Below are 12,596 nucleotides of genomic sequence, written 5' to 3'. Positions count from 1 at the left end.
GGAACGGATAGGGGTTAAACAATGGCTGGCAGCGTCAACAAAGTGATCCTGGTCGGTAATCTAGGTCGCGACCCTGAAATCCGTAGCATGCAGTCGGGCGAAGAGATCGCCCAGCTCTCGGTGGCGACTTCGGAAACCTGGAAAGACAAGGCCTCGGGTGAGCGCAAGGAGCGCACCGAATGGCACCGGGTGGTCATTTTTAACGAAAACCTCGTGAAAGTGGCCAAATCCTATCTGAAAAAGGGCTCCAAGCTCTATATCGAGGGCTCCCTGCAGACCCGCAAATGGACCGACAAGGACGGCGCCGAGAAGTTCACCACCGAGGTGGTGCTGCAGCGCTTCCGCGGCGAACTGACCATGCTGGACGGCCGTGAAGGCGGTGGTGGTGGGGGCGGCGGCGGATTCGGCAGCGGCGGCGATGATTATGGCAGTGGCGGCGGCGGTTCCTCCGGCGGTGGATTCGGCGGCGGCAAGTCCGGTGGCGGTTCCCCGGCCCGTCGCGATGACATGGACGACGAAATCCCGTTCTGATCCGATCCGCATCGAAACCGGAAAGCGCGGCCCCAGGGCCGCGCTTTTTTGTGCCTGAATTCGAACCGGACTGCACTCTTCGGTTGTAAACCGGTGGCTTCGCGCCAGCGGCTTTGATAGCGTCGGTGTCATAGACACCAACGCTGCCGGGGGAGGCGCGCCTGTCTCAGTCCGCCCTGTTGCGCGGTTTTGCCCGCTCCGTGGATTTCTTTGTGCCGCCGGCCGTGCTGCGCAGCGGCGATCCGCGCAAGCTGCACCGCTATCGCAGCATCCTGCAACTGACCCTGTCTGTCTGCGTCGCGCTGCTGCTGATCCCGCCCTATGTCGCCATCCGCTCCAGCCTCAATGCCTGGGAGGTGGCCGGCTTCCTGTCGATGATCGGCGGGCCTTTGATCGGCGCGCTGCTGATCCGCTTCACCGGCAATATCGCACTCGCCATCGGCTTCATGGCGCTGAACGGCGGTCTGGGCAATACGGTGCTGACGCTGGGGACCGGCGGACTGACCTCCAGCTTCGCCCTGTTCAGCGTACTGGGCCTGGCGCTGACCATGCTGACCAACAATGGCCGGGTGATCGCCTGGGTGGCGGCGATGGCGACGCTGAATTATGTCGTGTTGCTGTTGTGCCATCTGCTCGATCTGGTGCCGGCCTTCAACGTCACGCCGCACGAACAGATGCTGCTGTATTTCCTTTGCCTGGTGTTTGCCGTGCTGCTGATGCTGCGCTCGGCCATCGCCTCCCTGACGGCCCGCATCAAGGCCAAGCTGGCGCTGCAGGCGGCCAAGACCGAGGCCGAGGCGGCGGCAAAGGCCAAATCGGAATTCCTGGCGATGATGAGCCATGAAATCCGCACGCCGATGAATGGCGTGCTGGGCCTGACGCGACTGCTGCTGAAGACACGACTGGATGACGAGCAGCGCGATCTGGTCAATACCAGCCTGCAGTCGGGCGAAGCCCTGCTGGCCATCCTGAACGACATCCTGGATTTCTCGAAACTGGAATCCGGGCGCATCGAGCTTGAGACCATCGATTTCGATCTGCCGGCACAGATCGCGGCCGCGGTAGCGCTGCAGAGCGTACGCGCCGATGAGAAGGGCATCGCCCTCCGGCAGGATATCGCTCCCGATCTGCCGCGCTATTTGCGTGGCGATCCGGGCCGGCTGCGGCAGGTGCTGCTGAACCTGGTGTCCAATGCGGTGAAATTCACCGAGCGTGGCAGCGTCACTATCTCAGTCCGCTGCGAAAGTCCGGCAGCCGGCGCACAGCCGGCGATGATCCGGTTCGAGATTCGCGACACCGGCATCGGCATCACACCGGAAGGCATTGCCAGACTGTTCGGCAGCTTCGTACAGGCCGATGCCTCGATCACCCGTCGCTTCGGCGGCACCGGGCTCGGCCTGGCGATCTGCCGCACCCTGGTGCAGGCCATGGGCGGTGAGATCGGCGTGGACAGCGTGCCGGGGCAGGGCAGCACCTTCTGGGTCATCCTGCCGTTGCCGGCCGGCGAGAAGCCGCAGGAGAAAGCAGCAGTCGAGCGGCCGCCGCTGCCGGCCCTGCGCATCCTGATCGCCGAAGACAATCCGATCAACCAGAAGGTCATCGGCGGCCTGCTCGCCAATGCGGGGCACAGCATCACCTTCGTCTCCGATGGCGCAGCGGAGGTGGCGGCCGCCGCTGCCGAGGATTTCGACCTGATCCTGAGCGATATACATATGCCGGTGATGGACGGGCTGGCGGCGACACGGGCAATCCGGGCCCTGCCGCCGCCGCGCAATGCCGTGAAGATCATCGCGGTCACCTCGACCATGAGTGCGGTGGGTATCCGCAGTTGCCTGGAAGCCGGCATGAACGATTTCGTCGGCAAGCCGATCAATCCCGATACGCTGGATCTGGCCATGCGCCGCGTGCTGGGGCTGGAGCATGACGCCGACGATCTTCTGGCCGTGGTACCGGACGATGACGTGGAGGTCTTTTCGGGCGTGGCCATGGATGCCGGTGCCCATCAGCAGCTGACCGAAACCTTCGGCAAGGGCGGTCTGGTCGAGCTGATCGACACTTTCTTTGCCATGATCGGCAATCAGAAAACCGCGATTGCAGCGGCACGGGAGGCCGAGGCCTGGCCCAAGATTGCGATTGTGGCCCACAGCCTGCGCGGCGCGGCCGGGAGTCTGGGGCTGCGGCGCCTGCAGCATGTGGCGCTGCGCACCGAGCTGGCTATCGGCAACGGCGACATTGCAGCGGCCGCGATCCTGCTCGATGCGATGCAGAGTGAAATCAACGAAGGCTGCGTCTGGCTGAGCCTCATCCGCGAGGAGGCGGCAGCATGACGGAGTTCAAGGATTTGTCGGTGCTGCTGGTCGAGGACGACGCCTATTCCCAGCGTCTGACCGTGATGATGCTGCGGCAGTTCGGCGTGCAGCATCTGATGACTGCCAATGACGGATCGGCCGCCATCGAGAAGCTGAACGAGACACGCGGTCATTTCGATCTGATCGTCTCGGACTGGAACATGCCGAACATCACCGGCCTCGATCTGCTCAAGCATGTGCGCAAGACCGGCGTGCGCACGCGTTTCCTGATGCTGACCAGCAATGCCAGCGCCGAATTCGTCATCACGGCGCGCGAGAGCCGGGTCGATGCCTATATCGCCAAGCCCTTCTCGGCCAACCAGCTCAAGCAGAAGCTGATATCGCTGTTCAGCATGAAGCCGTGGTGACGGTTATTTCCGCAGGATCGAACTGAGCAGCACGCCAAGGCCGGCGGCAACGCCGACAGCCGCGAGCGGATGCTTGCGGGCAAGCGGCTCGATCTCGGCGCGGATTTTCTCGATGTCGTCGGTGAAGCTGTGGCGCGGCCAGTAGGACCAGGCCAGTGCCGCCAGAATACCCAGCGCGACGATTACGCCAAGCAGGGTGGCACCGGCGGCGGCGGCGGCCAGATGCGGCGACAGCTTCAGGCCGAACACCAGGAACAGCGACCAGCCGAACAGGATGAAGGCGGCAAACAGCGCGGCACAGGCAATCACGCCGAGGCCGGCAACGACAGCCATGCGCTGTCGTTGCCGCTTAGACGCCGCTGCCTGAACGCCGCTGAGCAGCAGTCCAGGCAGCAGGGCTGCGAGAGGCGAGGCCATTACTTGCGCAGCAGAACGGCGATCAGCGCGCCGGCGGCGAAGGCGGCCAGCAGGCTGCCGGCCGGATGCTCCTGAACGGTCTCCTCGATCTTGTCGATTGCCTCGCGGCCGCGATCCTTCAGATCGCTTGTCAGTTCCTGCAGACGGCCCTGCAGGGCGACGATTTCGGCCTCGGCCAGAGCCGTGCCGTCTTTCTTGGCGCGGTCCAGCAGGGCGCCGAGCTGGCCGCCGATATCGGAAACCTGATCGCGCAGGACGGCGAGGTCGCCTTCAGGGGTCGCGGCGCGGCGACGGGTACGAGCTACCATGACATATACTCCTAGTGCTTGCTGGGGGACGGTTTGGTTTGGGTCTTTGAGATGTCGTTCATCCAGTCGGCGATCTGGCGCTCGGCCTGATCGGTCAGGATGCCGTAACGCTCCTGAAGTTTGCCGACCAGCTGCTGGCGCTGGCCGGCGATGACATCCATGTCGTCATCGGTCAGCTCGCCCCAGCGTTCCCGGGCCCTGCCGGCATACTGTTTCCAGTTGCCGGCGATGCGATCCCAGGAAGGCAAGGCGGCCTTCAGGTTGGCCTCGGCGCGTTTGACGGTATCGGTCATGGCAATCCTTTCAGAATGGAGGGCAGGGATGAGCGGGGCGGCCTACTTGCGGACGGCCTGGGTCTTTTCCCACTCGCTGACCTGCTTCTCGGCTTCCTTCTTGGCGAGGCCGTAGCGTTCCTGGATCTTGCCGACCAGCTCCTGGCGTTTGCCGTTGATCACGGTGATGTCGTTTTCCGTCAGCTTGCCCCAGCGCTGCTTGGCCTTGCCGGCAAACTGGTTCCAGTTGCCTTCGATCTGGTCCCAGGTGCCGGCGGTGGACGCGGCATAGACGGCTGCCGGCGGCGCGGCGGCGAGCAGGGCGAGGGCAGAAACGGCGGCGATGGCGATCTTGCGCATGGCGTAATCCTCCTGACGCGGGTGAGATGACCCGGTTAAAACCGGAACAGCGGCCTTAAAGTTCCGCTGTGGGGCGTGGAAATCGCCCAGAGGCAGCAATAAGTCTTTGATTCGACTTACTGCCGCACTGCAACAAATAGGAGGAGAGTGTGGCGAAGCCGGGCCGCTGGCGCGGCCATTCCAGGGCAGGGTTTGCCCCGGTCGGTGATTATGAAATCAGGCTTTTTCGCGCTTTTTGACCTGGTTCCAGGCCACATCCATGGTGGCCAGGTCACTCTTGGCCAGTTCCTTACCTTCAGAGTTCAAAACAGATTCCATCTGACTGAAACGACGCTCAAATTTTCGGTTTGCGGCACGCAGGCAGACTTCCGGATCCAGCTTCAGATGGCGGGCCAGGTTGGCCACCACGAACAGGAAGTCGCCGAATTCCTCGGCCATCGCTTCTGACGAACCGCTTTCGATTTCGTCTTCAAGCTCCTGAAGTTCTTCCTTGATCTTGGCAATGACAGGCCGTTTGTCCGGCCAGTCGAAACCGACGCGAGCGGCACGGTTCTGCAGCTTCACGGCGCGGAGCAGGGCCGGCAGCCCGGCGGTGACCCCGGCCAGCACTGGCGACAGGCCAGCCTCGACGGCGCTTTCGGTCTTGGCGGCACGCTCGGCCGCCTTGATGGTTTCCCAGTTGGTGCTGACCGCCTCGGCATGATCGGCGGCGACGGTGCCGAAGACATGGGGGTGGCGCCGGATCATCTTGTCGCTGATCCCGGCAGCGACATCTGCGAAGGCGAAATGGCCGGCCTCCTCGGCCATGCGGGCATGGAACACCACCTGCAGCAGCAGATCGCCCAGTTCGTCCTTCAGGCCGGGCAGGTCGTTGCGGGCGATGGCATCCTCGACCTCGTAGGCTTCCTCGATCGTGTAAGGCGCGATGGTGGCGAAGGTCTGCTCCAGGTCCCAGGGGCAGCCGCCCTCGGGGTTGCGCAGCTGCGCCATGATGCGCAGCAGCTCGGCCAGGCTGGAAAGGTCGGGGGATGCGGTCATGCAGGCCTCACGGGAATCACTGCATCATCCTGCCGGAATCGAAACGGGCCCGCCATTGCTGACGGGCCCGCTCTGAAATCCTGCGTCTCAGACGACGCGGAAATTCTGGAACTGCCAGGGATCGTCGCGGTCCACCGGCTCGGGGAACAGGGTCTCGCGGTCCTGCAGTGGCGTCCAATCGGTATAGGCCCCGGCCATCTCGCCCAGATAGGGCAGGCAGATCTCCATGATGCGGGCATGATCGAGTTCGTCGGCCTCGACCAGGCCGGCTGTCGGGTTCTCGATGGCCCAGATCAGGCCGGCCAGCACGGCGACAGTCACCTGCAGCGAGGTGGCGTTGTTGTGCGGCACCAGCTTGCGGGTTTCCTCGATGGTCAGGCGCGAGCCATACCAGTAGGCGCCCTTCTTGTGGCCCATCAGCAGCACGCCGAGCTCGTCCATGCCGCTGGTGATCTCGTCCATCATCAGGCGCTTGCGCGACTGCATTTCCCAGTTCTTGCCGGCGATCTCGTGTACCGAGAGCACGGCGTCGTCGCTGGGATGATAGGCGTAATGCACGGTGGGGCGATAGGCGACCGTGTCGCCCTGCTTCACGGTGTAGTAGTCGGCCATCGAGATGGCTTCGTTATGCGTGACCAGGAAGCCGTGGAAGGGACCTTCCAGCGGAGTCCAGGTGCGCACGCGGGTGCCGGCGCCGGGCCGCAGCAGGTAGATCGCCGCATCACAGCCGAAATCGTGGCGGCGGCCGTCTTCCGGCAGTTGCTTCTCATGGCTGCCCCAGCCGAGTTCGGCAGGCTGGCAGCCTTCGCCGACAAAGCCGTCGATCGACCAGGTGTTGACGAATTCGTCGCGTTCCTTGGGCTGGTTCTGCGCCACCTGGGTGTCACGCTCGGCGATATGGATCACTTTGACGCCGAGCGTCTGCGCCAGCGCGCTCCAGCCGGCGCGGTCCTTCGGCACGGCCGTGCTGACGCCGGTATCCCTGGCGATGTTGAGCAGGGCTTCCTTGACGAAATGCGAGACTAGGCCCGGATTGGCGCCATGGGTCAGCACGGCGGTCGGGCCGCCGCGATACTTCTCGATCAGGGTACGAGCGGAATCACGCAGCGCGTAGTTGGAACGCTGCGACGGGGTCTTGGACGGATCGGTATAGCCGCCGGCCCAGGGCTCGATGCAGGTATCGAGGTACAGCGCGCCCAGCTCCTGTGCCAGTTCGATGAGCGCCACCGAGGACACATCGACCGACAGATTGAGCAGGTAGTCGCCCTTGGCGAGCAGGGGCTGCAGCACCTGGCGGTAGTTGTCGCGGGTCAGGGCGATCTTCTCGAACCGGATGCCGTATTCGTTGGCGACGTCATGGCCGCGTTCTTCCGCTGTCACGATGCTGATCCGGTCGGCCGGCATGTCGATATGGCGCAGGATCAGGGGCAGGACGCCCTGGCCGATGCTGCCGAAACCGAGGATGACCAGACGGCCGGAAAACGCCACATGCTTCATTCTTGTTTGCTCCTGGGAAGGGACGGAATTTGGGGAAGGACTTACCCGATACTGTCCCCGGCTACCAGAGGGCGGTGACAGTTTGATGGTCGCCCCGGAGGATTAACCTCCGGGGCAGGCATCAGGCCACGGCATAGCCCGGAGTCTGCATCAGGGGCGGATCCGCCACCTCAACCAGCTGACCGCGGTCGAAACCGTTAAAGGCGGTGCGCAGGGTGGCACCATAGGCACCCAGCTGGCCGATTTCGATCCAGTCGCCCTCGGCCACATCGTCCGGCAGGCAAAAGCCGCCATCCATGCGGTCCAGGCTGTCGCAGGTCGGGCCGAACAGGGTGAAGCCCCTGACCGGCGCCGTGCTGTCGCGCAGAAGCCGCAGCGGAAACCGCCAGGCCAGGGTGCCGGCATCGGCCAGGCTACCGTAGACGCCGTCGTTGATGTAGAGCGCATCGCCCTTGCGGGCCTGCACCTGCACCACCACCGACGCGCCCTGGGCAACGAGGGCGCGGCCGGGTTCGGCCCAGATCTCGTCCGGGGCGTTGTCGCCCAGACTCTCGGTCAGGGCGAAGACACCGGCATCGATCTCGGCCATGAAGGCGGCCAGCGGCGGCAGATCGGTGCCCGGATAGGCGACCGGGAAGCCGCCACCGATATCCAGGATGTCGAGCTTCACGCCGGCTTCGGCGACGATGGCGCCGGCGCGCGCGATGGCGGCCGACCACATCACCGGGTCGCTGCACTGGGAGCCGACATGGAAGGACACACCGATACGGCGCGCCACGGTCCGGGCGCGACGCAGGAGGGCCGGCGCTTCGTCGGCCGTGACACCGAACTTGCCCGACAGGTCGAGCGCCGCCTTGCCCTTCGGCAGGGCGATGCGGAGGATCAGGCCCAGCTCATCGGTGGCGCCGATCTCGGCCAGAATCTTTTCCAGCTCGGCTTCGCTGTCGAAGGCGAAATCGCGTACGCCATGCTGCTGCCAGGCCGAGCGGATGGCCGAACGCGCCTTGACCGGATGCATGTAATGGATGGTGGCGTCGGGCAGCACCTGGCGCACCAGCGCGACTTCGGCCGGGGACGCGCAGTCGAAGGCCGTCACGCCGCCGCGCCACAGCGCCGACAGCACGCGCGGCTCCGGGTTGCATTTCACGGCATACAGCGTGCGGCCGTCGAAGGCCTCGACGAAGGAGCGGGCCGCCGCGGTGATCGCCGCCGGACGCAGGCAGTGCAGCGGCTCTTCCGGGCGCAGGTTCGCGACCACGGCATCGACCGAGGGCAGGGCTTCAACAGAGCGTCGTCGCGACGGATCGCGGCGCAGTGGAGAGACGGCAACACGAAGACGGGACGCGGTCATCCGCATATCCTCCAAGACGTCAAAACGCGCCGCTCGAAAGCGGCGGTTAAAAGCGAATTTTGGTGGAATGCTGCCGGCCTGGCTCACCGCTGGTGAAGCGGGTCATCACCTGAGACCGACAGGTCGTGAGCTAAACCAAGCTCCGTAAGTGCCTGAACAACATCGTCAGCTCCTTCAAGGCACCAGCCCACGCGGCTGGCTCTCCGAAAAGGACGCGTGCGTCGTTGCTTGACCGGAATGGCCGAGGGCACGTGCGACCTGCGTCTTGAGTGATGCAATTAAAGCAAATGCGCCGCGATGCAAGAGGTAATTTTGATTACGGCAAAAATGTCATATTTCTCGGCGGACCAGCGCCAGGTATTCGTAGACCAGTGTGGCCGCTGCGAGCGCCGTCACTTCGGCATGATCGTAGGCCGGCGCGACCTCGACCATGTCCATGCCAACGAAGTTCACGCCGCGCAGCCGGCGCAGCAGCGCCTGCGCCTGCCAGGTTGCCAGGCCGCCGATCTCCGGCGTGCCAGTGCCCGGCGCGAAGGCGGGATCGAGCGCGTCGATGTCGAAGGTCAGGTAGGTTGCCGCAGTGCCGGTTACCTGGCGGATCTGCGTCGCCACAGCCTCGACGCCGCGCTCATGTACGTCCTGGGCGCTGACGACGGTGACGCCCTGCTGCAGGGTCCAGTCCATCACGTCATTCTGCACCGGCGAGCGGATGCCGATCTGGATCATGCGCCGCGGGTCGACAAGGCCTTCGTTGATGGCGTGGTAGAAGCACGAGCCATGGCCATAGGGCTGACCGAAACTGTCGGGCCAGGTGTCGACATGGGCGTCGAAATGCACGAGGCCGACCGGGCCGCCCTGTCGTTTGCTCAGCGCTCGCAACAGCGGCAGGGCGATGGAATGATCGCCGCCCAGAGTGATCAGGTGTTCGAACTGGCCCGCCTGCTGCTCGATCAGGGCCAGACTGGCTGGCACATCGCCAAGCGCGATGGCGAAATCGCCGGCATCGGCAAGGCCGGCGGCCAAATCACGGCGCAACGTCGGGTGATCGCCATCGACCAGCATCTTGCTGGCGCGACGGATCGCCTCCGGGCCAAAGCGCGCGCCCGGCCGGTTGGTGGTGGCGATGTCGAAGGGAATGCCGGCAATCGTGATGTCGGCTTTGCCGGCCGTACCGGTCACACCGAGAAATCCACCCGCGACGGCAAAGGTTGGCTGGCCACTCATACCGACATGCACTCCATCAGACGTAAGCCCAGTGTACCAAAGTGAGTACGATCTCGAACACGATCAAGAGCACAATCGCCATTTCCAGACGCAGACTGCGCTGGGCGTCGATCAGGTCGGTGAGGGCGCTGGTGGTGGCCTGGATCACCGAAAGCTTGTTGGCCAGGGCCGCCGCGCGCTCGGTCAGTTCATACTCGTCCTGCAGCCGGTTGAAAAGGCGCTCCAGTTCCGGGCGGTCCCACAGCACGTCCGGCTTGTCTTCGACGGCAACGCGGCCGGCCATGCGATGCTCGACCAGCAGGGATTCGCCGATCAGACGCAGCAGGCGTTTGCGGTTGCCCGGCACGCGGCCGTTGCCCGCCATGGCGCGCGCCAGCGGGTCGATCACGTCGAACACAACGCTGACCTGACGTTCGTTATGGGCCAGCGCCACGCTCTTGGCCATGGCATCGGCAATAATGAGGAAGCGTTCCGGCGTCAATTCGCGCAGTTGGATGGCGCCGCCAGGCGGGATGGTGTCGTCAGCCTCGACAGACAGGGCGATGATGGCGATCTCATCCTCGACCGGCTGGAAAGCGCCGCTGACCCGGGGGGCGATCTTGCGCAGAAGATCGTCTTCTGCGACCGGCGACAGACCGGCAGTCACCACGGCGCCATATCGGAAGAAGGCGACCAGGCCGCTCTCACCGACCCGGAAGGCAAACGGATTGGTGGAAATGGTGTCTGAGCGTTCGAGGCCTGAGGTATCCAGGCGTTCGCCGAGCAGCAGCGCACGGACGGTGAGGCGCCGAGCGACAGGAAGGGTAGCTTGCGTATTCGTCACGGCGTCAGACCGGTTGGGATCGTGGGGTGTCCGACATTATATATGACACTGTCGGAGGTGCTTTATGGCCTGCACAGAGGAGGGCGACAAGCGTGCCAGGGCTTCCGCGCGTGTGACAGTTTGAAGTACGCATGTCGGGATACGTATCCAGCGCTTATTCTGCGCCATAGCCAGCCCGGATCCAGTTGAGCAACTGATCGACCCGGCTTTGCTGAACCGGATGCGGGGCCGTTTCGATTTCGGTATCGACGGCCAGGACTTCGCTCTGCACGGATATGATCCCGTCGGCAGAGCGATCCACAATCAGCCGTCGGGTGTAGAACTCGCCACCGCGCGGCCTTGGATCGGCTGCCAGGATGGTCGCACCGGGCAGCCGCTCGATCAGGCGTTGCATGATTTCCTGTTCTGCCGGTTCGTCGAGCGTCGATGCCGCACGGTCGAGCAGGATCCAGTCGGGTTGATGGAACATCAGTCGGGCAAAGCTCAGTCGCTGCAGCTCGGCATTGCTCAATGCCTGGCCCCAGTCATCTGTTTCATCAAGGCGCGGAATCAGGCGCTCGAGGCCGGCATCGATCAGGCTTTGCTCGATCGCAGCATGATGGTCCGGATTATTGGCCTCGGGATAGGCGATGACATGCCGCAGGCTGCCGGGTGGAATATACGGCAACTCGGGCGAGACGAAAATCGAGCCCTCCGGGAGTTCGAGACGGCCACTGCCCCAGGGCCAGACGCCGGCGATGACTTTGCTGAGCACGATGATCGTTCGCATGTCACCAGACAGCAGGACCCGTTCGCCCGGCGCGATATCCAGATCGAAGGGCGTGGATATCTGGCGACCATCCGGCTCGCACAACGCCAGCCCGCGTGCCGTCAATCCGGGGCCAGCCGTGCGGGTAACGTCGATACGCCTTGCGGGGGCGAGAGCGGAAGGCTGGGAAACGGCCTTCAGCCCGGCATGCAGGGCAAGCACGCGTTCCATCGAAGCGCGGAGTTCGGCCAGACGGGCAAAATTATCGACGGGCCATGACAATGCAGATGTTGCCTGCTGGAAGGCCTGTGCCGTCTGCATCAGTCCACCGAGCGTGATGGCACCGGCCAGGAAGCGCGGCGTTGTGATCAGTATAGGAAAAAAGACGGCCAGTGTGCTGTAGGCGGATGTGAATAGGATCAGGCGCTGCAGTCCGGTCGTCTGGCTGCGCCAGGCTGCGGCTACCAGGCCGAAGAGTCCGGTGAGAGCGCGCCGCTCATCGGCTTCACTGCGCGCCAGCGCGATGGTCTCTGCATTGTCGCGGCCGTGAACCAGGGCATAACGGAAATCAGCCTCCACGGTCTGGCGCCACTCGGCGGAGTAAATCAGCCGGCGGCCGATATACATGGCCAGCAGGGAGCCGGTGCCGGCATAAAGAAAGGCCAGCCACACCATATGGCCGGGTACGGCAATCTCGATGCCGTTCAAAGGGATGGCGATGACGCCTGACAGGCCCCAGAGGATGCCGACAAAGCTGAACAGCAATAGAGTGCAGTAGAACAGAGAGTGGGTCAGGTCGACCGCAGCTTCGGTAGCAATACGGATATCCTCGGCGATCCGTCCATCGGGGTTGGTGAGCGTGCCGCCGGCCACATTGAGACGGAACTGGTTGCCGTCTTTCATCCATTCGCCGATCAGCCGGGTGGTGAGCCACTGGCGCCACTCCAGTTGCTGGACGCGTTTGACGTGAAGGTGCAGCGTGTTGACCAGCATTATGCCCAGTACGATGGCGGCGAAGATGCCGAGCTCCGCGAGGAAGCCTTTGCCGGACCGGCGTTCCAGGGCGTCGAACAGATCCGCGCTCCACAGATTGAGGCGGACAGCCAGCAGGACCTGCAGGATGGCAAAGACCAGGATGGCTCCGGTCAGGCTGCAGGCGCGCAAGCCGGTGGGGCCGCGCCAGTAAGGCGCAGAGAGCCGCAGGAAGGCCTTGAGAGTGGGTATGGCCCGGGCGGCAGGCATCGCCAGAACGGCTGGCGGATCGACGGCCGTCACGCCGTCCGACCGGCGAGACATGCTCTGCTGGCAGAC

Annotated in this window: 13 protein-coding genes; 3 read left to right on the top strand and 10 right to left on the bottom strand. The window is 64.2% G+C overall.

The annotated features are described in order from the left end of the window. Nucleotides 1-21 precede the first annotated feature (21 nt). The 3 genes from ssb to AC1ROT_RS20920 all read left to right on the top strand — a co-directional run bounded on the left by ssb (nt 22) and on the right by AC1ROT_RS20920 (nt 3,247). Nucleotides 22-531, top strand: coding sequence for a single-stranded DNA-binding protein (gene ssb, locus AC1ROT_RS20930; protein WP_493001438.1), 510 nt, complete (start codon nt 22-24; stop codon nt 529-531). Between the two features lie 200 nt (nt 532-731). Further along, nucleotides 732-2,858 (top strand): ATP-binding protein, encoded by a 2,127-nt coding sequence (locus AC1ROT_RS20925; protein WP_493001436.1) that lies wholly within the window; start codon nt 732-734, stop codon nt 2,856-2,858. Then, complete coding sequence (locus AC1ROT_RS20920) at nt 2,855-3,247, top strand: response regulator (RefSeq protein ID WP_492973001.1); 393 nt, start codon at nt 2,855-2,857, stop codon at nt 3,245-3,247. The genes AC1ROT_RS20925 and AC1ROT_RS20920 overlap by 4 nt, the downstream gene beginning before the upstream one ends. A gap of 3 nt (nt 3,248-3,250) precedes the next feature. Here AC1ROT_RS20920 and AC1ROT_RS20915 read toward each other — a convergent pair whose 3' ends face one another. The 10 genes from AC1ROT_RS20915 to AC1ROT_RS20870 form a co-directional block, all read right to left on the bottom strand. Then, entirely contained in the window at nt 3,251-3,580 is a 330-nt protein-coding gene (locus tag AC1ROT_RS20915; protein WP_493001435.1) for a hypothetical protein, read from the bottom strand. 83 nt (nt 3,581-3,663) lie between these two features. Then, the gene (locus AC1ROT_RS20910; RefSeq protein WP_492972999.1) at nt 3,664-3,972 is read right to left on the bottom strand and encodes a hypothetical protein; all 309 of its coding nucleotides are present in this window, start codon (nt 3,970-3,972) and stop codon (nt 3,664-3,666) included. Between the two features lie 11 nt (nt 3,973-3,983). Beyond that, nucleotides 3,984-4,265: a CsbD family protein gene (locus AC1ROT_RS20905; protein WP_492972998.1), complete on the bottom strand. Its 282-nt coding sequence runs from the start codon at nt 4,263-4,265 to the stop codon at nt 3,984-3,986. A gap of 42 nt (nt 4,266-4,307) precedes the next feature. Beyond that, a complete protein-coding gene (locus AC1ROT_RS20900; protein WP_492972997.1) occupies nt 4,308-4,604 on the bottom strand; it encodes a CsbD family protein in 297 nt (98 codons plus the stop codon). Between the two features lie 216 nt (nt 4,605-4,820). Continuing rightward, complete coding sequence (gene mazG, locus AC1ROT_RS20895) at nt 4,821-5,642, bottom strand: nucleoside triphosphate pyrophosphohydrolase (protein WP_493001433.1); 822 nt, start codon at nt 5,640-5,642, stop codon at nt 4,821-4,823. Nucleotides 5,643-5,729: 87 nt separating this feature from the next. Next, a complete protein-coding gene (locus AC1ROT_RS20890) occupies nt 5,730-7,139 on the bottom strand; it encodes a homospermidine synthase (RefSeq protein WP_493001431.1) in 1,410 nt (469 codons plus the stop codon). Nucleotides 7,140-7,260: 121 nt separating this feature from the next. Further along, on the bottom strand, nt 7,261-8,490 hold the full coding sequence (locus AC1ROT_RS20885; RefSeq protein WP_493001429.1) for a type III PLP-dependent enzyme: 1,230 nt from the start codon (nt 8,488-8,490) through the stop codon (nt 7,261-7,263). A gap of 330 nt (nt 8,491-8,820) precedes the next feature. Continuing rightward, nucleotides 8,821-9,714 carry an agmatinase gene (gene speB / locus AC1ROT_RS20880; protein ID WP_493001427.1) on the bottom strand — a complete coding sequence of 298 codons (894 nt, stop codon included), beginning with the start codon at nt 9,712-9,714 and terminating at the stop codon, nt 8,821-8,823. Between the two features lie 16 nt (nt 9,715-9,730). Then, nucleotides 9,731-10,537: an RMD1 family protein gene (locus AC1ROT_RS20875; protein ID WP_493001426.1), complete on the bottom strand. Its 807-nt coding sequence runs from the start codon at nt 10,535-10,537 to the stop codon at nt 9,731-9,733. A 154-nt stretch (nt 10,538-10,691) separates the two neighbouring features. Continuing rightward, nucleotides 10,692-12,581: an ABC transporter ATP-binding protein/permease gene (locus tag AC1ROT_RS20870; RefSeq protein ID WP_493001424.1), complete on the bottom strand. Its 1,890-nt coding sequence runs from the start codon at nt 12,579-12,581 to the stop codon at nt 10,692-10,694. Nucleotides 12,582-12,596 lie beyond the last annotated feature (15 nt).

The sequence above is a fragment of the Ferrovibrio sp. GW821-FHT12E11 genome (assembly GCF_058806975.1).
The sequence above is the reverse complement of the archived record's forward strand: the minus strand, read 5'-3'. Positions and strand labels throughout refer to the sequence as shown.

Coding starts and splice junctions, on each gene's coding strand:
- ssb (WP_493001438.1), top strand. CDS start 22: ATGGCTGGCAGCGTCAACAAAGTGATCCTGGTCGGTAATCTAGGTCGC.
- AC1ROT_RS20920 (WP_492973001.1), top strand. CDS start 2,855: ATGACGGAGTTCAAGGATTTGTCGGTGCTGCTGGTCGAGGACGACGCC.
- AC1ROT_RS20915 (WP_493001435.1), bottom strand. CDS start 3,580: ATGGCTGTCGTTGCCGGCCTCGGCGTGATTGCCTGTGCCGCGCTGTTT.
- AC1ROT_RS20910 (WP_492972999.1), bottom strand. CDS start 3,972: ATGGTAGCTCGTACCCGTCGCCGCGCCGCGACCCCTGAAGGCGACCTC.
- AC1ROT_RS20905 (WP_492972998.1), bottom strand. CDS start 4,265: ATGACCGATACCGTCAAACGCGCCGAGGCCAACCTGAAGGCCGCCTTG.
- AC1ROT_RS20900 (WP_492972997.1), bottom strand. CDS start 4,604: ATGCGCAAGATCGCCATCGCCGCCGTTTCTGCCCTCGCCCTGCTCGCC.
- mazG (WP_493001433.1), bottom strand. CDS start 5,642: ATGACCGCATCCCCCGACCTTTCCAGCCTGGCCGAGCTGCTGCGCATC.
- AC1ROT_RS20890 (WP_493001431.1), bottom strand. CDS start 7,139: ATGAAGCATGTGGCGTTTTCCGGCCGTCTGGTCATCCTCGGTTTCGGC.
- AC1ROT_RS20885 (WP_493001429.1), bottom strand. CDS start 8,490: ATGACCGCGTCCCGTCTTCGTGTTGCCGTCTCTCCACTGCGCCGCGAT.
- speB (WP_493001427.1), bottom strand. CDS start 9,714: ATGAGTGGCCAGCCAACCTTTGCCGTCGCGGGTGGATTTCTCGGTGTG.
- AC1ROT_RS20870 (WP_493001424.1), bottom strand. CDS start 12,581: ATGTCTCGCCGGTCGGACGGCGTGACGGCCGTCGATCCGCCAGCCGTT.